The 21,812-nt window shown below is 44.3% G+C and carries 20 protein-coding genes; 11 read left to right on the plus strand and 9 right to left on the minus strand.

What is annotated here, in order from left to right:
- Positions 1-38: 38 nt before the first annotated feature.
- From C1A47_RS07305 to C1A47_RS07320, 4 genes are all read right to left on the minus strand, one after another.
- On the minus strand, positions 39-3,338 hold the full coding sequence (locus C1A47_RS07305) for a DEAD/DEAH box helicase (RefSeq protein ID WP_111893885.1): 3,300 nt from the start codon (positions 3,336-3,338) through the stop codon (positions 39-41).
- A gap of 149 nt (positions 3,339-3,487) precedes the next feature.
- The gene (gene ssb, locus C1A47_RS07310; RefSeq protein WP_111893887.1) at positions 3,488-4,096 is read right to left on the minus strand and encodes a single-stranded DNA-binding protein; all 609 of its coding nucleotides are present in this window, start codon (positions 4,094-4,096) and stop codon (positions 3,488-3,490) included.
- A gap of 51 nt (positions 4,097-4,147) precedes the next feature.
- A complete protein-coding gene (locus tag C1A47_RS07315) occupies positions 4,148-5,512 on the minus strand; it encodes an MFS transporter (RefSeq protein WP_111893889.1) in 1,365 nt (454 codons plus the stop codon).
- 100 nt (positions 5,513-5,612) lie between these two features.
- A complete protein-coding gene (locus tag C1A47_RS07320; protein ID WP_111893891.1) occupies positions 5,613-6,680 on the minus strand; it encodes a DUF475 domain-containing protein in 1,068 nt (355 codons plus the stop codon).
- Positions 6,681-6,826: 146 nt separating this feature from the next.
- On the opposite strand from C1A47_RS07320, the gene tenA reads away from it, so the two are divergent.
- The 4 genes from tenA to arsB all read left to right on the plus strand — a co-directional run bounded on the left by tenA (position 6,827) and on the right by arsB (position 9,454).
- The gene (gene tenA, locus C1A47_RS07325; protein WP_111893893.1) at positions 6,827-7,501 is read left to right on the plus strand and encodes a thiaminase II; all 675 of its coding nucleotides are present in this window, start codon (positions 6,827-6,829) and stop codon (positions 7,499-7,501) included.
- Between the two features lie 121 nt (positions 7,502-7,622).
- Complete coding sequence (gene arsC, locus C1A47_RS07330) at positions 7,623-8,054, plus strand: arsenate reductase (glutaredoxin) (RefSeq protein WP_111893895.1); 432 nt, start codon at positions 7,623-7,625, stop codon at positions 8,052-8,054.
- A 4-nt stretch (positions 8,055-8,058) separates the two neighbouring features.
- Entirely contained in the window at positions 8,059-8,376 is a 318-nt protein-coding gene (locus C1A47_RS07335) for a metalloregulator ArsR/SmtB family transcription factor (RefSeq protein WP_111893897.1), read from the plus strand.
- Positions 8,377-8,395: 19 nt separating this feature from the next.
- Complete coding sequence (gene arsB, locus C1A47_RS07340) at positions 8,396-9,454, plus strand: ACR3 family arsenite efflux transporter (protein ID WP_111893899.1); 1,059 nt, start codon at positions 8,396-8,398, stop codon at positions 9,452-9,454.
- A 53-nt stretch (positions 9,455-9,507) separates the two neighbouring features.
- On the opposite strand, the gene C1A47_RS07345 is transcribed toward arsB, so the two are convergent.
- Together C1A47_RS07345 and C1A47_RS07350 are read right to left on the minus strand one after the other, a co-directional pair.
- Positions 9,508-11,484 (minus strand): BCCT family transporter, encoded by a 1,977-nt coding sequence (locus tag C1A47_RS07345; RefSeq protein ID WP_111893901.1) that lies wholly within the window; start codon positions 11,482-11,484, stop codon positions 9,508-9,510.
- Positions 11,485-11,651: 167 nt separating this feature from the next.
- Complete coding sequence (locus C1A47_RS07350; RefSeq protein WP_111893903.1) at positions 11,652-12,446, minus strand: AraC family transcriptional regulator; 795 nt, start codon at positions 12,444-12,446, stop codon at positions 11,652-11,654.
- Between the two features lie 111 nt (positions 12,447-12,557).
- Here C1A47_RS07350 and C1A47_RS07355 point away from each other — a divergent pair, with 111 nt between their 5' ends.
- Both C1A47_RS07355 and C1A47_RS07360 read left to right on the plus strand, forming a co-directional pair.
- Positions 12,558-13,466: a DMT family transporter gene (locus C1A47_RS07355; protein WP_111893905.1), complete on the plus strand. Its 909-nt coding sequence runs from the start codon at positions 12,558-12,560 to the stop codon at positions 13,464-13,466.
- Positions 13,463-14,323 (plus strand): EamA family transporter, encoded by an 861-nt coding sequence (locus C1A47_RS07360; RefSeq protein ID WP_111893907.1) that lies wholly within the window; start codon positions 13,463-13,465, stop codon positions 14,321-14,323. The genes C1A47_RS07355 and C1A47_RS07360 overlap by 4 nt, the downstream gene beginning before the upstream one ends.
- Here the strand turns inward: C1A47_RS07360 and C1A47_RS07365 are convergent.
- Entirely contained in the window at positions 14,320-14,658 is a 339-nt protein-coding gene (locus C1A47_RS07365) for a GlpM family protein (RefSeq protein WP_111893909.1), read from the minus strand. The genes C1A47_RS07360 and C1A47_RS07365 overlap by 4 nt on opposite strands.
- Positions 14,659-14,809: 151 nt before the next feature.
- On the opposite strand from C1A47_RS07365, the gene C1A47_RS07370 reads away from it, so the two are divergent.
- The gene (locus tag C1A47_RS07370; RefSeq protein WP_111893911.1) at positions 14,810-15,184 is read left to right on the plus strand and encodes a hypothetical protein; all 375 of its coding nucleotides are present in this window, start codon (positions 14,810-14,812) and stop codon (positions 15,182-15,184) included.
- A 70-nt stretch (positions 15,185-15,254) separates the two neighbouring features.
- On the opposite strand, the gene C1A47_RS07375 is transcribed toward C1A47_RS07370, so the two are convergent.
- Positions 15,255-15,614: a DUF1304 domain-containing protein gene (locus tag C1A47_RS07375; protein WP_111893913.1), complete on the minus strand. Its 360-nt coding sequence runs from the start codon at positions 15,612-15,614 to the stop codon at positions 15,255-15,257.
- A gap of 122 nt (positions 15,615-15,736) precedes the next feature.
- Between C1A47_RS07375 and uvrA the strand changes: the two genes are divergently transcribed.
- The 4 genes from uvrA (at position 15,737) to C1A47_RS07395 (ending at position 21,383) form a co-directional block, all read left to right on the plus strand.
- Entirely contained in the window at positions 15,737-18,574 is a 2,838-nt protein-coding gene (uvrA, locus tag C1A47_RS07380) for an excinuclease ABC subunit UvrA (RefSeq protein ID WP_111893915.1), read from the plus strand.
- Positions 18,575-19,149: 575 nt separating this feature from the next.
- Positions 19,150-20,040 (plus strand): porin Omp33-36, encoded by an 891-nt coding sequence (omp33-36, locus tag C1A47_RS07385; RefSeq protein WP_111893917.1) that lies wholly within the window; start codon positions 19,150-19,152, stop codon positions 20,038-20,040.
- Between the two features lie 222 nt (positions 20,041-20,262).
- Positions 20,263-20,637 (plus strand): hypothetical protein, encoded by a 375-nt coding sequence (locus C1A47_RS07390; RefSeq protein WP_111893919.1) that lies wholly within the window; start codon positions 20,263-20,265, stop codon positions 20,635-20,637.
- Positions 20,638-20,732: 95 nt separating this feature from the next.
- Positions 20,733-21,383 carry a DedA family protein gene (locus C1A47_RS07395; protein WP_111893921.1) on the plus strand — a complete coding sequence of 217 codons (651 nt, stop codon included), beginning with the start codon at positions 20,733-20,735 and terminating at the stop codon, positions 21,381-21,383.
- Between the two features lie 36 nt (positions 21,384-21,419).
- On the opposite strand, the gene C1A47_RS07400 is transcribed toward C1A47_RS07395, so the two are convergent.
- Positions 21,420-21,806 (minus strand): hypothetical protein, encoded by a 387-nt coding sequence (locus C1A47_RS07400; protein WP_111893923.1) that lies wholly within the window; start codon positions 21,804-21,806, stop codon positions 21,420-21,422.
- Positions 21,807-21,812: the final 6 nt, after the last annotated feature.

Genomic DNA, 21,812 nt, shown 5'->3' on the forward strand with positions numbered 1-21,812 from the left:
GCTGTTTTTTTATTTATTGGGATGATGCAACACGTCGATTAAGTGGCATCAAACAATTGCAGTAATTCATCTTCACTAAAGGACGTATTGATCTGACTGTTTTTCGATAAAATCGACTGCGCCAGTTGCGCCTTATTTTTCTGCATCAACAGGATTTTTTCTTCAATACTCTGATTCATCAGCAGTTTATAAACGAATACAGGTTTGTCCTGCCCAATGCGCCATGCCCGATCTGAAGCCTGATCTTCTGCGGCAGGGTTCCACCACGGATCATAGTGAATCACGGTATCAGCAGCAGTCAGGTTCAGCCCCACCCCACCTGCTTTCAGGCTAATCAGGAAAATCGGTACTTCACCCGACTGGAAACGCTGAATCACATCATCACGCTTTTGGGTCTGACCTGTCAGTTTGACGTACTCAATGCCCTGTTTTTGCAAGGCATCACCTATCAGACTGAGCATGCTGGTAAATTGTGAGAAAATTAGAATCTTACGCCCTTCCTGCAACATGTCAGGCAAGGTATCCATTAAATAATCGAGTTTGGCAGAATGAATCTTGTGACTGTTCATCCCTTCCAAATTCAATAAACGAGGATGGCAACACACCTGACGCAATTTCAGCAAGGCATCCAAAATCTGAATATGACTGCGTTTTAGCCCACGCTCCGCCAGAATGCGACGCACATTGCTTTGCATCGCGGTACGCAGTGCTTCATACAACTTGAGCTGCGCATCATTCATGTCGATATTGACTTCAATGGTGGTTTTCTTCGGCAGCTCTTTCGCCACTTCATTTTTCAGACGGCGCAAAATAAACGGACGGGTACGCAGCACCAGTTTTTCTTGCAGATCAATACGCTGCTGTCGCTCAATCGGGTAGCGGTATTTGCGGTTAAAGTGGTCTTGCGTCCCCAAGAAACCGGGCATTAGAAAATGGAACAACGACCACAACTCACCCAAATGGTTTTCTAGCGGCGTCCCTGTCAGGCACAAACGATGCTGTGCTTGTAACTGCCGCGCAGCTTGTGAGACTTTGGCATTCGGGTTTTTGATGTAATGTGCTTCATCGAGCACCGCCATGTGAAACTTTTGATCTTTCAACAGATGAATGTCACGCGCCAATAGAGGATAGGTACTGATTACCACATCATATTCAGCCAAACGCTGAAAATGCACATGACGGTTATGTCCATGCAACACCAGCACTTTGAGTTGCGGTGCAAATTTTTGTGCTTCTTTAAACCAGTTCGAAGTCAGTGAGGTCGGGCAAATGATCAGCACAGGGGTTTTATTGAGCTGCCCTGCCTGCTGCTGCAACAAGATATGTGCGAGCGTTTGCGCGGTTTTACCCAAGCCCATGTCATCGGCCAAAATACCGCCATGACGGGTTTCAGTCAGAAACTGCAACCAGCCCAAACCTTGCTGTTGATAACTTCTCAGTTCTCCACAGAAACCTTCAGGCGTTGCCAAAGCCTGCTGCTCTCCTTGCTGCAAACGCTGAATAAACTGTTTCAAACGATCGGCATGGTACAGATTCAAATTTAAATCGGTGGCTTGAGATAGCAGCGCGACATCATAGACATCCAATTGAATGTCATCATCCTGATTAAACAACTGATTCAGATGAACCAGAATCGGCTTAATGTCTTTAAAATAAATCAGCAGACTCGGCGCATTGCCAATTGGAACCACAAAATAATGTTCTTCATCAAACTCATGCATACGCTGCATGTCGAGCAATTTCGGATGCAACTGAATCAGACGTGCCAGTAGTTCCGCCAGATTATGTTTATTGCCACGTTGATCCTGAATGGTCATGCCGATGTTAAACCATTCATAACGCTCATCGGCTTGGCTCAGGGCAATATCGACATGTTGGGCAAGCTGTAAATTAAACAGACTTTGCGCGCCATGCTCGACAGTCCAGCCGAGGGCTTCAATCTGGTTGACAGGTAACAGTGCCGCAATCAGTTCATGCGCATCGATACACAGTAAATTGCCTGTATCGACATGTGGCAATTGAATCTGTGGCAGTTGTTCCAGCCATGCAATATCAGGCAGGCTGTCCCACAGCATTTTCAATAACTGCTGTTCTTTTTCAAGATCACGCATTTGCCGCACAGGCTTTTGCTGTTGCTGCCCGACAAAACTGTCTTCAGGTGTATTGGCTGCGACACGCCCCGCAGGATAGTCAAAAAATACACTGGCACAAGCCAATTCATTTTTTGAGAACATCCGATCAAGCTGTACCTGATCACCAAAACGTAAAACCGCTTTGGGCTGCCCTGAGATTTTTTTTAGTTTTTTGTCTGAGGATGCTAGCGTTACATTTTGATCGACCCGATAACGCTGTAAAGTCTGCTCCATTTGCCCCAGCAAATGACTTGGAATCGCAGGCATTTTCAGCAAATCATCAATAATCTCATAACGATATTCCGCATCGACCCGACCAATAGTTTTCTGTTTCGTATCGACATAACTCAACGGCTGTGTATTGAGAATGCGAATATGCGGCGCATGTTTTAACTCATTTTTACTGCCAAGCGCATAAATGTCGGCAATCAACAGCTCGGACTGGCCATCTGCCTGCGTTTCCCAAGTAAAATCCAGTCGATAAACCGCATCTGACCACTGCAATGTAGCGGTTTTATAATCGTCAGCATATAACCAGCCAGACTGTGCGGCTTGCTGTAATAAACTGGCTGGCAAGCCTTTGAGGCTTAGGGTATGTGGCGGTAGTTGATTATCTTTTTCGGTATTTAATGCGCTATAAATTTGCTGAAACAGTACACGTTCTTGCACCGTGGCATCGACATGTGAATTTAGAATATTGGCATAGTTGGTATATTGTTTGGCTTCACGCAATTCACCCTGTTTGTTGCGGCGAACCTTATACAGTTGCAGGGTATTCAGCCCTGTTTGCTGGCGCTCTACGATATAAATAAAATGGTTTTCATCTAAAAATGCAGGCGTTTCAGTGCTGACCTGAAAGTGATTAAGTGTCGATTCAAAACGCTGCGACCACGCCGAACGGTTTTCCTGCGCAGGTGAGCTAGCAATCAACTGATGCTGCACGGCATACTGCACGATAGCCGCAGCATGTTTACAGTGATCGCCCACGGGGCAACTACAACGGGTCTGTAGAACCTGTTGTTGATTGGCATCGAGCGTCACACGGGTGCGATAAGGCTGCCGCCCTTGAACTTGGGCTTCGATTAACCATTTGTTGGTCGGTTGAGCATGTACTGAAATTTGTTCGGCATCAATCTCACTGATATATCCGCGACTTCGCTCAATGGTCGCGCGATCAAAAGTTGAAAGTAATTGAACAATCTTCATATTTCCCAAACGTCATGACACTAAACTAAAACGCAAGCAGCTATAGTAACGATATTGGCTTTAAAAGTGCATGCTTTTTTAGGAACAATAAAAAAAATCTCTTATCTATTCAGATAAGAGATTTTTTATTTTGGTTCAGTTCAGCGCTTTTAGAACGGCAAATCGTCATCTAGATCTGCGGGTGCAGGGGCTGCCGCTGGTTTTGGTTTCGCAGCTTGGTTATTGTAACCGCCTTGGTTCGCATTGTTGTTGCCTGCGCCATAGTTGTTAAAACCACCGCCTTGTCCACCCGCTGGCTGGTTATTAAAGCCCGTGTTTTGACCATAACCACCACCGTAGTTGTTACCACCTTGCTGATTGTTATTGTTAAAACGAGGCTGACCATAACCAGAGTTATCGCCTGCGCCCTGTTCAGACTGACCACGAGTTGAGTCTAACATTTGCATTTGATCACCACGGATTTCAGTGCTGTAACGCTCCTGACCATTTTGATCTGTCCATTGACGAGTACGTAATGAACCTTCGATATACACTTTCGAGCCTTTACGCAAATATTGCTGTGCAATTTCACCTAAACGGTTATGCAATACAATACGATGCCATTCTGTTTGTTCTTTTCGCTCGCCTGTACTTTTATCTACCCAAGAATCACTCGTTGCGATAGAAAACTGGGTTAAAGACCCACCATTTGGAAAGGTCTTAGTTTCAGGATCTCGACCTAATGTACCGACTAAAATAACTTTATTAACACCACGCATTCGCTACTATCTTCCTATATGTTTCTACGTTTTACTTTATAAGAGTTATCTTCAAATGACTAGCTCTTTGCCTAACAAGTGCGTTAAATGTTGTCGTGCAGATTCATCGAGCTGCTTTTTATCTAGTTTCACGTAAGCGACTTGCTGATCCAGCATGACCACCACTTCTTCAATACCATGAATTGCCAAAAGCTGGATAGTCCATTCATCTGTTTGTTTACCCTCAGGCAAACGCAAAATCACAGAAGATAAATAGCGTGGTTGCTTCAAACCAAAGCTGACCAAGGTCCAGATCACGGCAATTCCTGTCAAAATACCCCAACCTGTTGACGCATTATGTAACATTAATAATTGACCGCCGAGCGTACCACCAAGGAATGCACCAAAGAATTGAGAGCTGGCATTCACCCCCATGGCTGTCGCTTTGGATTGGATTGGAGCCGCTTTCGACAACCAAGATGGCAATAATGCTTCCATCACGTTAAAAGCGACAAAGAAGATGCCTAAGCCAAGCAGCAAGGTATATTTCGAGTGATAACCGAAAGTTAGTACCAATAAACCCACCACTACGCCAACAATCGCACCCAAGAAAATGCCACGCATCTTACGGTGTTTTTCAGCAATGATGATGCTCGGGAATGAACAGAATACCCCGATCAGCAACAAGGGTAAGTACACTAAACCATGTTTTGATAAAGGAATGCCTGCATATTCAATCAATTGCGATGGCACATAAATGAACATCGCAGTGAGCAGTAAATGGAGAGAAAAAATAGAAAAATGTAGACGATTCAGATCCGCCATTTTCAGCACATGTTTAAGTTGCTGCAAATAACCATGTTCAAAATTACGATGGTGACGTGTGGTTTTCGGCACCAAAAACAGCATCATAATGGCACACAGCCCCATGATGGTCGTCACCCAGAATAATCCTGAAATCCCCACAATATGCGTCAACCAAGGCCCGATACTAAACGCGACCACAAAGGATAACCCGATACTCATGCCCATGGTCGCCATGGCTTTGGTACGGTTTTCTTCACGGGTCACATCGGCAAGCAATGCCATCACCACCGCAGACACCGCACCTGCACCTGCCACTGCACGTCCTAAAATCACCCCGTAAATGGTATGTGACATGGCCGCAATCGCACCGCCCAAAGCAAAGAGTAACAAGCCAAGCACCACCAAAGGTTTACGGCTAAAGCGGTCAGCCAAAAGGCTAAATGGAATCTGTAAAGTGGCTTGAGATAAACCGTAAACACCCACCGCAAGACCAAGCAGTGCTGGCGTTGCGTATTGATATGATTGTCCTGCGACTGCAAAAACAGGAATAATCATGAACAATCCCAACATTCGTAATGCAAAAATACTGCTTAAGGCAAAGGTGGAACGGCGTTCTAAAGCATTCATCATATCGGTCTGTAATCTCTTTAGGATAAACGGGCAAAGCATAAAAAATGGGGTACAAAATTATTGTACCCCATCCATTTTATACATTTTCCTGAAATTTGGCTTAATCAGCGACCTGATGCTTGCTATATTGAATTGAAGCAATCACTGCCCAAACAATAAATGCAATTCCGATCAGTCCTGTCACCACTTCAGGAATGTGCATGCCTGTACCACTGGCAAACATAATCACGGCCAATGCACCAATCGCATAGTGCGCGCCATGTTCCAAGTAAATATAAGCATCTAGCGTGCCTTTTTCGACCAAATAAATCGTCATGGAACGTACGAACATCGCACCAATTGCCAGTCCGAGCATGATGATCACGACATCAGAAGTAATCGCAAATGCACCGATCACCCCGTCAAAACTGAACGAAGCATCCAGCACTTCCAGATACAAAAATCCACCAATTCCTGCTTTGATCAGACCATTGGCTGCATTACCTGCATTGCTTTCATCTTCATCGACTTCGGGTTCACCACCGAGCAAGTGACCTAGCACTTGTACACCAATATAGACCACAATGCCCCAGATCCCTGCCAGCGTCACGGCCAACCGTTCGCTTTCCACAACATTGTGCGCCATGATCAATAACGAAATCAGGGTTAAAAACACTGACATCGCAGGTACATTGGCCAAATTGGTGAGGCGTCGTTCCAGCCACTTAAACCAGTGAGTGTCTTTTTCTTCATCGAGGAAGAAGTTTAAAAACACCAAGCCAAGGAATGAACCACCAAAAGCGGCAATTTCGGCATGGTGTTCAATCAAACGCATCGAATAAGTTTTTGGATCATTCAGTGCCATACTGACCACATCCATCATGTTCATGTTGGCAGTCACTGCCACAATCACAATCGGGAACACCAAACGCATACCAAACACCGCGATAATCATCCCCACGGTGAGGAAAATCATTTTCCAGAAATGATCCCAACTGCGAAGTACCGAAGCATTGACCACGGCATTATCGAAAGATAATGACACTTCCATAATCGCCAAAATGGCGGTCACAGACAGTGCTTGCAGCATAGTCGATACCCCAGCGGCTGGACCGTGGGTGAATCCCCAGTACGCTGCGATACCGAGACAGACGATGCTGAAAAAAAATGAGAAACGAAAATGTTTCATGGAACTGACCTATAAGATAAAACGTACATGTTGTGTTCACATGTATCAGAAAGGAATAATCAACATTATACCTGCTTCTATTTTTTTACCTATTTAAATCTGAAAAACACGCTATATTGCTGTTTTCGCTTAATCATGGAGTTACGATGCGTTTTTCAGAGCAGCTCTGGCAGAACAACCTTGCCTTATATCAAAAAATCGTCCAGCACCCATTTAATCAAGAACTGGCACAAGGCATCTTAAAACCTGAAGTTTTTCAGCACTATATTGTTCAGGATTCTCACTATTTACTGGCCTATGGCCGAGTGCTGGCGGTCGCGGCTGCCAAAGCCTTTGATGCCGATGACATCATGCAATTTTCTGAAGGTGCTAAAATAGCGATTATTGTCGAGCGAAGTTTGCATGAGGGCTTTATGCAACAATTCGGGATTAGCCCTGAACAGTTTGCCAATACCCCTTTGACCTTGGCTTGCCATCACTACACCTCATTTTTATTGGCAACCGCATGGTCGGAAAGTTACCCTGTGGTTCTTGCCGCGATTCTGCCGTGTTTCTGGATTTATGCTGAAGTGGGTCTGGCAATTGTTGAAAATTCGGCAGCCAATAACCCGTATCAGGCTTGGATTGACACTTATGCAGGTGAAGAATTTCATAACGCAGTTCGTAATGTGATTGCCACCATCGACAAGGTGGCTGAACGCTGTGATGCCGATACCTTGGCGAAAATGCAACAGGCTTACCGACGTGGTGCCGAGCTGGAGTGGCTGTTCTGGGACAGTGCCTATCATCAAAAGCATTGGCCAAGTCTTGACCTAGAATAAGTTGATCAAAATCAAAAGCGCCTAAATTCGGCGCTTTTTTATCGGGTACACATTTTTCATTCATATATACGTATATTCATATATAATGTTTTCTATCGAATGTGTATCTTGAGTATCGGACATGTCAACTCGCATTAAAATTTATCATAACCCTGCATGTGGAACCTCACGCAATACCCTTGCCCTGATTCAAAACACTGGTGTAGAACCTGAAGTTATCGAATACTTAAAAACACCGCCAAGCCAAGAAGAACTGGTGAAAATGATTGCTGATGCAGGCTTAACCGTACGTGAAGCGATACGTAGCAATGTTGAACCGTATGCCAACCTGCATCTTGAAGAAAGCCATTGGTCGGATGACGCTTTGCTGCATTTTATGACACAGTATCCCATCTTAATTAACCGCCCATTTGTGGTTACTGAACAAGGAACGCGTCTGTGCCGTCCATCTGAAGTGGTTCTGGATATTTTACCGTTGCCGCAGCTCGGTGCTTTTACTAAAGAAGATGGCGAACAGATCATTGATGAACACGGAAAACGTGTATCTGGTTAAAAATATGGATCAAGTTCAATTTTTTAAATGCCTTGCCGATGAAACTCGCCTCAGTCTAGTGCTGCTGGTCGTTGAACATCAGGAATTATGCGTGTGCGATCTGACTGAAAAACTTCAGCTCAGTCAACCCAAAATTTCTCGACATTTGGCACTGCTACGCAATTTAGGTGTGCTCCAAGATCGTCGTAAAGGTCAATGGGTCTATTACCGCCTGCATGAGCAACTTCCAGTCTGGTGTATTGAGATTTTACAGATCGTCCAGCAGCAAGCTCCCCTTTCATTACCAGCAGCAGCGTCAAGTTCAGTGCGTTGCTGTGATTAATTTTTAGATGACCCTTTTTATGGCTCAATCTCGCTTATCGTTTCTTGATCGTAATCTGACGCTGTGGATTTTTCTGGCGATGGGACTCGGCATTGCGATTTCGCAATTTCTCCCACAAGCCTCTACAACCCTCAATCATTTGAGTATCGGCACGATCAATCTGCCGATTGCAATCGGTCTAGTTTTAATGATGTATCCACCACTGGCCAAAGTGGACTATGCAGCGTTGCCTGAAATTTTTAAAGACAAGAAAACCCTGACCTTGTCTTTGGTGCAAAACTGGCTGATTGCGCCTGTACTGATGTTTTCGCTCGCGGTGATTTTTCTGCATGACTCACCTGCATACATGACGGGGCTGATCCTGATTGGTCTGGCGCGTTGTATCGCGATGGTACTGGTCTGGAATGGTCTGGCTTGTGGTGACAATCAATATGTTGCAGCACTGGTAGCCTTTAACAGTCTGTTCCAAATCCTGTTTTTCAGTACCTATGCCTGGTTTTTCCTCAGCTTCTTACCGCCCTATTTTGGTTTAAAAGGTCAGGTGATCGATGTCAGTTTCCTCGACATTAGCAAAGCCGTGCTGATTTATTTGGGTATTCCATTTTTTGCAGGTTTTCTGACACGCAGCATCTTGGTCAAAGCCAAAGGCTTAAATTGGTATCAAAGCCATTTTTTACCCAAAATCAGCCCGATCAGCTTACTGGCGCTACTGTTTACCATCGTGGCGATGTTTAGTCTAAAAGGTGGTGAAGTACTGAGCTTACCAAGCGATGTGTTACGGATTGCCATTCCACTGACCATCTACTTTATTGTGATGTTTTTCCTGAGTTTTGCCATGAGCAAATGGCTCGGCAATAACTACGCACGCAGTACATCCATTTCATTTACTGCTGCGGGAAATAACTTTGAACTGGCGTTGGCAGTTGCAGTGGCAACCTTTGGACTGGCTTCACCTGTGGCGTTTACCACCGTGATTGGGCCACTGGTCGAAGTCCCTGTGCTGATCTCACTGGTCAGTGTCAGTTTCTGGATTCGCAAGAAATTCTTTAGTGATAAAACCCGACCAGCACAAGATTGATGAAAGACGCTCAAAAAATAAGGCTGCACATGGCAGCCTTATTTTTTATTCATTTAAGGACGTGGACGAATAGTCCGTAAAAAGTGGAGATGGCGTTCGTATTGATCCAGCACATCCTGAATCAGGTCATCTTCCGTCCAGTCCATCACGTCATAGTGTTGACCCCCTTCTTTCAGGAACACCTCTGCCAGATAATAATCTTCTTGAGTGGTATCATTCTGCAAAAAGCTCGGTGGATTGGTGTTAGTCGCAATCACCTGATAGACAAAATTAATCTCATCATGATGGTCGACCTTAAGCTGTAAGCCCTGATGTTCGCCTTCAACTTGGGTAATCTTGACCTGTAACTCACGACGTTCAAACTCCTGCTGAATGTTGGCAAATGCCCGACTCACACGCTGTTGAATATACTGTTCAACGTCCCGTTGCCCATGTGGATAATGCATGATCAAGCCCAAACGTTGCTGCCAGCTTCGTGGATTATGAATCGCACGAGGTGTCGTTCGCGCATACAAACGTGCCTGCATTTTGGTTGCGTCTAAATGCAGGGCTTTCAGTAGTCCCCACAAAATAAACAGCATCACAATCGAGAATGGTAAAGCACTCATAATCGTTGCGGATTGCAATGCGCCCAAGCCGCCTGCCAGCAATAAAATGATCGCCAATAGCGCCATCAGCACAGTCCAGAACAGACGTTGCCAGACAGGCGAACCATCTTTCTTCGCAGTGAGATAATCGGTGACCAAAGCCCCTGAGTCTGCTGAAGTGACAAAGAACAGTAAGACCAGCAAGGTGGCAAGGAAACTGGTCACACTTGAGAGTGGCAAGGTCGACAAAAACTCAAACAGCGCCATGGAGCTGTCTTTTTGAATCGAGAGCAGCAAAGCATCGTTATGCTGATGAATCACATTGAACAAGGCTGCATTGCCCATGAAGCCCATCCAGAGCACGGTAAAGCCTGTCGGAATCAGCAACACGCCCACAATAAACTCGCGAATGGTACGCCCGCGGGAAACCCGTGCAATAAACATCCCGACAAATGGCGACCATGAAATCCACCATGCCCAGTACATAATCGTCCATCCACCAATCCAACCATTCGGCTGATAAGCCTGAAGATTGAAAGTCATGGTGAACAGATTCGATAAATACTGACCAAGGTTTTGAATGGTGGTTTGCAGCAAGAAAATACTGGAACTGGTCAAAAAGACAAAGAGCAGTAAAACCACCGCCAGCAATAGATTGATTTCAGATAAACGCTTGACGCCTTTGTCCAGTCCTAAAAAGACCGAGAGCGATGCCAGAATACTGACCCCAATAATCAAAGCCACCTGAATCGTGGTACTTTGTGGCCAGCCAAATAAATAGTTCAACCCCGAATTCATTTGGGTGACGCCAAAGCCCAGCGAAGTTGCAACACCAAATACCGTCCCGATAGTGGCAAAGGTATCTGCGGCATCTCCCAACGGCCCATAAATACGCTGCCCGATCAAGGGATACAGCGCCGAACGGACTTTTAGGGGAAGTTCATGCCGATACGCAAAATAAGCCAGTGCCAATCCCACTACGGCATAGATCGCCCATGCATGTAGTCCCCAGTGGAAAAAGGTAATGCGCATGGCTTGCTGTGCGGCTTCGAGAGTTTTACCTTGTCCTGTCGGTGGTGAGACGTAATGCATCATGGGTTCAGCTACCCCAAAAAACATCAGTCCAATTCCCATCCCTGCGGTAAACAGCATGGCAAACCATGAACCGTTTCCATATTCAGGCTGACTGTGGTCAGGGCCGAGTTTGATCTCCCCCATTTTGGACAAGGCAATATAAATTAAGCTGATTAAAAACAATGCGACTGACAGCACATAGAACCAGCTAAAGGAATGGATCATCCACTGATTCAATTGCTTGGTAATCAAGTCAAATGCATTGGGTGTCAATAACACCAAGGCAAGAAAAATCCCAATAATTATCACGGTACTCAAAAACACCCGTGGATAAACATTGGCATACCATTTTGGCTTTTCAGAAGTCATGATAGCCCTCGTTGTTGTTGTTTCTCCTCAAAAATAGCTGCTCACACGCAGTTATTCAGTTTTACCTTAACCAATCTACTTTTTGAGGGCTGTTATATTTATGTAATTGATATTATTTTAATTTTTATATAGAAAAAAGTTATGAATCTAACAACTCCCGATCCAGGTTAGGCCTGTACCAATTGTCTAAACTGGTTCGGTGAATAATGCATGCGTTTTTTAAACATATTAATAAATGCCGTCGGCGTGCTATAACCAACTGATAATGCAATAGATTCAACTGTACAACCCTGCTCCAGCATTTTTATCGCATGCATGAGCTTCATACGCTGTTTCCACTCATGTAGTGACATACCCAACTCTTTTTGACTATAACGGGTCAGGGTTTTTTCTGTCATATGCACCCGATCGGCCAATTCTGCCAATGAATCGGTACAGGCAGGATGTGCCTGCAAATAATCCAATAATTCAGCCAAGGCGGTATGTGAAGTCGTCGGCAAATAGCTGTCAATCACATCGGCATGTTTAAGCTGTTCAGACAGCACCAACAGCAAATGCCGGTTTTCTTCAGTCAACGGAAAATCGGGTGGATTCTGTCGTAAATGCTGTAACAGCGCACGGATGAGGGGCGTCGTCATCAAAATACAGGTGTTATTGGGCATATGCATACAGTCTTGCTGTTCTATATAAAAAACACTGTGTGACATTTCTCCCCAGTTCAGCGAACCATGTTCCGTATAAGGCGGCAGCCAGATGGCATAAGATGGTGGAACCACATAACTGATTCCTGCCACTTTAATTTCCAGTGTGCCCTGAAATACATAAATAAACTCCCCCCAACGATGTCGATGTTCCTTATAACTCACGCCCAACTGGGTATCGACAAAACGAATCCAGCGATTGGCAGGCACCTCGTTGTAAGGCGTCATTTCTTGCAAGTTAGCGGCAAGTCTTTTTTTCATAATTTGACCGAATGTATAAAAAGAGCGATCGATTGTCTATTTTGGATTATATCTTTGATTCTGATCAAAGCTAGCATATCAAGCATCACTTCTACCGTGGTGGGTAAAACGATGGAACTTCGTAAATCGCTGGATCTACAAGCAGGCAGTATCATGACAGCTTTAACCATGATCTGGGGCTTGCAACAGATTTTCCTGAAAATGGTCGCAGCAGATATTGCCCCCATTTTGCAACTTGCGATTCGTTCAGGCTGCTCAGCCCTGCTCATCATTCTGTTGTTTCGCCATCAGGCTCTGTCAGGCTTTTTTCAGAAAGCTTTATTCAAAGCAGGCTGCAAAGTAGCGGTGCTATTCTCACTCGAATTTTTATTGGTCGCAGAATCTCTCCATTATACCTATGCCTCTCACAGCATTGTGCTGTTGTATACGGCACCGATTTTTGTGGCACTGGCACTGCATTTCCAGCTCCCCAGTGAACGCCTGAATCGGATGCAATGGCTCGGCATTGGCATTACCTTTTTTGGATTATTGGTGGCTTTTTTATGGAACGACCAGAGTAGTTCACAGGACATTCAGCGGGTTTTATGGGGGGATGCTTTGGCACTTGGCGCAGGTGTCGCTTTGGGCACGACCACGGTCACTGTACGGCTCAGCGTATTATCCGAAGCACCTGCGACACAAACGCTAAGTTATCAACTGATTGGTAGTTTCATCATTCTGTCCTTGTTTGCACTACTGACAGGTCAGACGCTAATTCATTTTACCCCACTGGTACTCACCAGTCTGACCTTCCAGATTGTGGTGGTTTCCTTTGCCAGTTTTCTGGTCTGGTTCTGGCTGCTTAAGCAATATGTGGCTTCTGGCCTAGGGATATTTTCATTTTTAACGCCCATTTTTGGCGTGCTGTTTAGTGTGATTCTGCTCCATGAGCACATTGAACTGAACTTTATTGTCGGCGCGGTTTTTGTCTTTCTTGGCATTGTCGTAATGAACTTTTTTTCTCGGAGAAGCCGAACATGAATTCACAACTTTTTGCGACAGCCTGCATGTTGTTGTCGATGGTGTCTTATCAGGTCAGTGCCAGTTTCGCCAAACAACTGTTTAGCCATGTCAGCCCCTTAACCGTCACCATGTTTCGGCTGTGTTTTGCCGCAATTATTGTGATTGTGATATTTCGTTCGTGGCGGATTCTTCCGAAATTTAAAACCCTAAATTGGTCAAATCTGCTGTGTTATAGCGCCTCATTGGGGCTCATGAACTTGTTATTTTACAATTCGCTGAGTCACTTACCTTTAGGCTTGGCAGTTGGTTTAGAGTTTATTGGACCTTTAGGGCTGGCTTTATGTTCGATTCAAAGCCGCCGTGATCTGATTTGGGTGAGTTGTTCAATTTTAGGAATTGTGTTGATTATTCCTTGGGGACAGCACAGCAAAGATTTTTCTTTTATCGGCATGTGCCTTGCGATTGGGGCAGGTCTGTTTTGGGCAGCCTATATCTATTTTGGGCATAAGGTGGTTCGGCAAAATATCGGCATGCACATGCTCAGTATTGCGATTAGCTTTTCCGCGCTGCTGCTATTGCCTTTGGAACTCTGGCAACATCCACATGAACTGTTTGCGGTGCAATATTGGTGGCTTGGACTGATGATTGCAATTTTAGCCACAGCTCTGCCTTATGCACTGGACTTGATTGCGCTCAAGCATTTGGCACGACTGCATTATAGTATTTTAACCAGTCTATCCCCTGTGATTGCTGCACTCACAGGCTGTATTTTACTGGCTGAACAACTCACGGTTTTCCAGTGGATTGCTTTATTGCTGATTGTCTCAGCCTCCATTGGTATTGCTGTGAGTAACCAGCAATCTGCCAGCGATTAAGCCCATAAATACCAGCCATACAACAAAATTCCTGCTGCGACTGCCCAAGCCAGTGTTGCCAGACTTAAACAGCTCAACACGGACATTTGGGTGGCGAGCAGATACACCACAATCAGGTAAATCGCATACGGAATCAGTGACCATAAGCCAAACAGTGCAGTACGGCGCAGCGCATCCGCCCCTTGCTGCTGAAACACAATCACATGGGCAATCAGAGCAAAGGTTGGGAACAGTGGCACAAGCCCTGCTATATAAAAAGACTTGCTTTTCGACAGCACTGAAATCAGTAGCACCACCAACGCGCCCAACATACATTTAAATGCTAATGCCCACATAAATCCTTCTCCACCTTACCCATTCCGATCTGCATTTTACAAACAATACAGCACTTGCCGATGTTTTATTGCAATTGTTGCTTGCTTTTGCAGCAACAATCACTCAAGATATAAATAATAATCATTATCAATTAATCTTGAGATGACCATCATGCCCAATGAAACACAAGGTACAGAAGCCCTCAGAGCCATGATTACCCTGCGACAATGCTGGTTTAATCATGAAGAAATCTATATTCATCAAGGCTGTTTACACTGTGGTTCAGCCGCCACTTACTTGTTGTATTTTACAGATCGGGACATTCAAAAGCAGATGCTTGATTTTATCGGGCGCTATAACTGCAACCATTCCAAGCATTTAGACTTGCTCGATTTCAGTCATTTCCAACACGACTATGAACTGTTTTTATCGCAACTCGAGCAACGCGTGATTCATTATGCTTTTGCACACCAACAACCGCGTCAGCTTGCTTTTGAACAGGTTGAATCCATTTTCGAGCGCGAATTTCATCGCACTTGTGCCTAGTTTTAAATTGATTGGCTTTCCTCCATCGCACAGGTTTCCCTGTGCTTTTTTTTATTTCTAAATGCCCGATCTAGACCAGATACAGCACACACAAAGTCAGAAATGCTGGAACAGCCTGAATATAAATAATTTTCTTACTGGCAGTGAGTCCACCATAAATCCCTGCGACCAACACACAGCCTAAAAAGAAGGTGGTAATGGCGCGGGAAAAATCAGGGTCGCTGACCAGCAATGACCAAAACAATCCCGCAGCAAGAAAGCCATTATATAGCCCCTGATTTTGTGCCAAAACTTTGGTCTGTTTGGCTTTTTCCAAGGTGTTGCCAAAGGCTTTTAAACCTTGGGGCTTGTCCCATAAAAACATCTCTAAAACCAGAATATAGACATGTAAAATGCCAATCAGCGCAATCAATAGTTTTGCAATCCACATTTTTATTTTCCTTCTTCATTTACCCGACACAATCTGACGCCTAAAATCGTTTTGTTACAGCTTGAACAATTTTAAATCGTTATCATATAGCAGTTTCTACTTGCTTATTACCGAGAGATCTTATGAGTCACAGTCATATCCGTATTCGAGGCGCACGTACCCATAACCTAAAAAATGTGTCCCTTGATATTCCACGCGATAAATTTGTGGTGATTACGGGACTTTCGGGATCAGGAAAATCCTCACTGGCATTCGACACTCTCTATGCCGAAGGGCAACGCCGTTATGTCGAATCACTGTCTGCCTATGCCCGCCAGTTTTTATCACAAATGGAAAAACCCGAAGTCGACTCGATTGAAGGCTTAAGCCCTGCGATTGCCATTGAGCAGAAATCCACCAGCCACAACCCACGCTCAACTGTGGGAACCATTACCGAAATTTACGACTATTTGCGTTTGCTCTATGCACGTGTCGGAACACCGTATTGCCCTGAACACGACTTGCCGATGGTGGCACAAACCGTCTCTGAAATGGTCGATGCCGTTAAAGCCTTGGAAGAAGGCACCGCACTGATGCTTCTTGCCCCTGTGGTGCGTGAGCGTAAAGGCGAATACAGCACCCTGTTTGAACAACTGCAAAGCCAAGGTTTTGTGCGTGCTCGTGTCGATGGCGAAATCATTGACATCGACAGCCCACCCGAGCTGGATAAAAAGAAAAAACACAGCATTGAAGTGGTGATCGACCGCTTTAAAGTGCGTGATGATCTCGGCAACCGTCTGGCCGAATCCTTTGAAACTGCCCTGCGTCTAGGCGGAGACTTGGCGATTTTAACGTGGATGAAAGGCGAACAACCTGACCGCGTGTTTTCAGCACGTCACTCCTGCCCTGAATGTGACCGTGCCGTGGCAGAACTTGAACCACGCATGTTCTCATTCAATAACCCGTTTGGCGCTTGCCCTGTCTGCGATGGCTTAGGCACACGCAGCCATTTCAGTGCAGAAAAACTCATTCCCAATCCGCATCTTTCCATCCATCAAGGCGCGATTCGTGGCTGGGATCGTCAGCGTCCTTACTACTACAGCATGTTAGAAAAAGTCGCTGCCCACTACGGCTTTGATTTAGATTGTCCGTGGCAAGACCTCAGTAAAGACACCCAAAAGAAATTTCTGAATGGTACAGGCAAAGAGAAAATCGACCTGAGCTATATTGATGAACGCGGACGTAAACACAGTCGTGTCATGGCATTTGAAGGTGTGTTGCCCCATCTGGAACGCCGCTACCGCGAAACCGAAAGCAACTATATCCGTGATGATTTGGCACAGTACTTATCCAATGCCGCCTGTGATGCCTGCGGTGGTTCACGCCTGAATGAAATTTCACGGCATGTCAAAGTCAAAGACCACAGCATTGAACACATCACTCGCATGTCGATTGGCGATGCCGCAAGCTATTATCAAGACTTAAACCTTGAAGGGGCAAAAGGCGAAATTGCCGATAAAATCTTTAAGGAAATTCGTGAACGCCTGCAATTTTTGGTCAGTGTCGGACTCAATTACCTGAGCCTATCGCGTTCGGCTGAAACCTTGTCAGGGGGTGAAGCACAGCGCATCCGACTCGCTTCACAAATCGGTGCAGGCTTAATGGGCGTGATGTATGTCCTCGATGAACCGTCGATTGGTCTGCATCAACGGGACAATGATCGCCTGCTGCAAACCCTGATTCGCCTGCGTGACTTGGGCAACACGGTACTGGTGGTTGAACATGATGAAGATGCGATTCGTGCCGCCGACCATATCATTGATATTGGCCCTGGCGCAGGCGTCCATGGTGGGGAAATTATTGCCGAGGGCACAGCCAAACAACTGGCAAAAAACAAAAACTCGCTAACTGGTCAATACTTGGCAGGCAAACTGAAAATTGCAGTGCCTGAACAACGCGTGACCCCACCGAACCCTGAAAATACTATTCAGCTTTGCGGTGCGGCTGGACATAACCTGAAAAATGTCACCTTAAACCTGCCTTTAGGCGTGATGACCTGTATCACAGGCGTTTCAGGTTCAGGCAAATCGACTTTAATTAACCGTACTTTATTGCCACTTGCAGCAACCGAACTCAACGGTGCAACCACACTAACTGCGGAAAAATACCAGTCGATTGATGGTTTGCAACATCTCGATAAAGTGGTTGATATTGATCAAAGCCCGATTGGACGTACACCACGTTCCAACCCTGCCACCTATACAGGCGTGTTCACTCCGATTCGTGAACTGTTTGCTCAGACTCCTGAAGCAAAAGCCCGTGGTTATAGTGCTGGACGTTTCTCCTTCAATGTCAAAGGCGGACGCTGTGAAGCCTGTGAAGGCGACGGTATGATTAAAGTCGCGATGCACTTTTTACCTGATATGTACGTCCCTTGTGATGCCTGTCATGGCAAACGCTATAACCGTGAAACACTAGAAGTCGGCTATAAAGGCAAGAACATTTCCGATGTGCTCAACATGACGGTTGAAGATGCCGCCGAGTTCTTTAATGCGATTCCCGTCATTCACCGCCGCTTAGACACCTTGATGCAGGTTGGCTTGGGCTATATCCGTTTGGGTCAGGCAGCTACTACCCTGTCTGGTGGTGAAGCACAGCGGGTGAAACTGGCACGCGAACTGGCAAAACGCGACACGGGTAAAACCCTGTATATTCTGGATGAACCAACAACGGGTCTACACTTTCACGACATTGCCAAGCTGCTCGATATCTTGCATGAGCTTCGCAACAAAGGAAATACCATTGTGGTGATTGAGCATAATCTGGATGTGATTAAAACCGCGGACTGGATTGTGGATTTAGGGCCTGAAGGAGGTTCAGGCGGAGGGGAAATTATTGCTGAAGGTACGCCTGAACAAGTTGCAGAGGTTACCCTTTCTCATACTGGACGTTTCTTAAAACCACTTTTACAGACTGTCTAATCCTTTTTTAGCTCCTCATTTGATCGAGATGCATGGTCTAACTCTGCGTCTCTTTTTTATATTGAGTCCCTATTTTTTAACAGAATCACTTTTTTTTAAATTCATTTAGAAATCATTTGCTTTTCTGAACGTAGTTTTGTAATTTTCAATGTAATCATGTGTAATTAAAGTAACATAATGTAATTATAGAATAATTTATCAACACTATGATTTTTATAATTTTAATGCATGAAACTTCAAATAAAAATGTAAATTATTTGCATAATAAGAATTATTACATCTGCTTCTGTTTGTGTTTTTACGAATTAAAATATGATTTTTAATCACTTTAAACGATCATAAGATGTATACTAAATGATCAATTTTTCTTACACAATTCATTCATATTTTGGATAGTTGATTGTTAATACGATAAATTTCAAGATGAAAAAAAATAATTTTATATGATGTTTTTTTAATCATTGTTAAATTTTTATGACTCTAATTACAAATATAATCTATTTACATTCATTGACTTAATATTTTGTAACAATAGAATAACCTCAAGAATCAAAGTAAACATACTGGAACTCAACATGAAAAAAATCGGTTTAGCCGCTGCAGTTCTATGCGCAATGACTGGTGCTCACGCGTACCAATTTGAAGTACAAGGTCAGTCTGAATATCTAAATACTACTGCAAATGACCAAAACTACACTGGTGACCTTAAAGGTACTTATTACTTTAAAGACGTTGATGCAACTAAAGGTCCTTTAGCTGAAGCTGCGTTCTTAAACAAAGCATCTAACGTGTCTGCTGCATATACATATGAACAATATAACGTAAAACATGGTGAAGACTACCAAGTCGGTACTTATGGTTTAAAAGGTGAGGCATACTTCACAACACCTTACACTTCATCAATTCCGTTATATGCAAGCGCATCGTATAACCACACAGATGCAGATGGTAAAAATGCGGTTTCTCCAGACAACAATGGCGAACGTTATGCATTAGAAGTCGGTGCGATGCCAACTGACAACTTCTTGCTTGCAGTAGGTTACACTCGCACAAATCCATTTGCACTCGATACATCTGATGTCTTGAGCTACGGTATTGCGAAATCATTTGGCGAGTCAACTTTCAGCAATAACAAAGACTTCACGACTGCTCGTGCAAAATATGTAGGTGCAATCGATGGCACAAACATGTCACTTGGCTTTGAAGCAAAAGGCATCTTCAACAGTGATCGTGGTGCTTATAGCTTAAAAACTGATTTGTTCTTGAACCCAGCATTAAGCATTGGTGTTTCATTTGCTGATACTTCTCAGCTTGACTCTGGTTTCGACCACGTTTGGGGTGCTGACGTAAATTACTTCGTAACTCCAGCAATTTCAGTTGGTGCTTCTTATGTGAAAGCAAATGCAACTGATGGCAATACTTTAGATACAGACACTGTTGGTCTAAACGCTAAAGCACGTTTCTAAGATTTAGAGAATTTCTCTAAACCCAAAAAGGACTCTCTCGAGTCCTTTTTTTATATAGCCAATGACTATACAGCCAAGCCTTTTCGTTAAAACAAACTTAAAAACTGCATTTTTTCACAACTCTAAAAAATTCGTTCACGCTTGTGATGTAAATCTTGAAATGATTTTTAGCTTAAATTGCTCAACACTAGAATTAAAACAACAAATGAAATAGGTGAACCAATGCGACTACTGAGTCTTATGATGATTGTTGGATGCTGCGTACCGCTAATTGCCTGTGCTCAAACTAATCCGATTTTTAAAGGTCAAGACAACTGGATTGGCACTTGGCAAAGTCCTCATAGTGAACTCCAGATTCACCGTGATGGGCAATTGCAATATCATGAAAGCCAGCATCAAGAACAACATACTGCACACAGCCAATCTGAAAGTGAAGAACAATCGGACATTACCGCACCCATTACGGCCTTAGACACCCACTATATTCAGGTTGGGAATACTGACTTTGGCAATCGCTTTAAAATTGATAAAGCACCCTATTTACTCAAAGGACACTGGCAAGCTGTGATTGACGGCAAACAATATACCAAAAAATAAAATGTGCTAAATCGTAACTTTGCATGGCTTGGTTACTGACATTCCATGTAGGGACTGCTAGCATCTAGTCCACACTTTACTGCTGCCATTCCCTCATGGAACTTATCAATTTCATTCTACACATTGACCAACATCTACTTGAATTTATTAAACAATATGGTGTCTGGATTTATGCAATTCTGTTTTTGATCGTTTTTGTCGAAACAGGCCTTGTGGTCATGCCTTTCCTACCAGGGGACAGTATGCTATTTGCAGCAGGTGCTTTAGCCGCATCGACAGGTCAAATGGATCCATGGGTCTTAATTGCTTTACTGTTTATTGCCGCAGTCCTTGGCGATACGCTGAATTATCATATCGGGCGTCATATTGGGCCACGTATCTTTGAGATGGAATCCCGCTTTATTCATAAGGATCACCTAATCAAAACACATCAATTCTTTGAGAAGCATGGTGGAAAAACCATTATTATTGCGCGCTTTATGCCTTTCATTCGGACTTTTGCCCCTTTTGTTGCGGGTGCAGGGCGCATGAATTATAAACATTTTTTAACTTTTAATGCCATTGGTGGCTTGGCATGGGTTGGCTCATTTATTACTGTGGGTTATTTCTTTGGCACGCGTCCTTTTGTCAAAGACAACTTTAGCCACCTGATGCTTGGAATTATTGTTTTTAGCTTGTTGCCTGCGATTTTTGAGTTTGCCCGTGCTAAATTCAGTGCAAAAAAATCACGTCAAAAATCACTCTAAAAAAGAAAAAGGTCGATGTTTCGACCTTTTTTATACTTACTGTTTTTTCACCGTCGCAATCGGACAGTTTTTAAAATGCGCAGCTTGTACAATCGCATCTTGTTGCCCAAGCAACTGCGCTGTTTCCGAACGTTTCGTACTTGAAGATTGTCCCAGATTTAATGAAATTGTTGGACCAAAGCCCCAACCTCCTCGACCAAAACCTCCGCCCAAACCTACACCAACGCCAACACCTGTGCGCTTTTCTGGCTCTACGCCATGTTCTAGATACTGCTGAATCCGATTATATTCGCTTTGCAACTGCGTACAATTCAATGCCTGATACTGGGTTGGTGAAACATAATCCGGTTGAATGGGTGCCGTAGCACAGCCAGTCAATGCCAAACCCAATATCGTACTGGTTAAGATTGCCCAGTTTTTCATATTCCA

This window comes from Acinetobacter sp. MB5 (assembly GCF_003261585.1).
Classification (GTDB): domain Bacteria; phylum Pseudomonadota; class Gammaproteobacteria; order Pseudomonadales; family Moraxellaceae; genus Acinetobacter.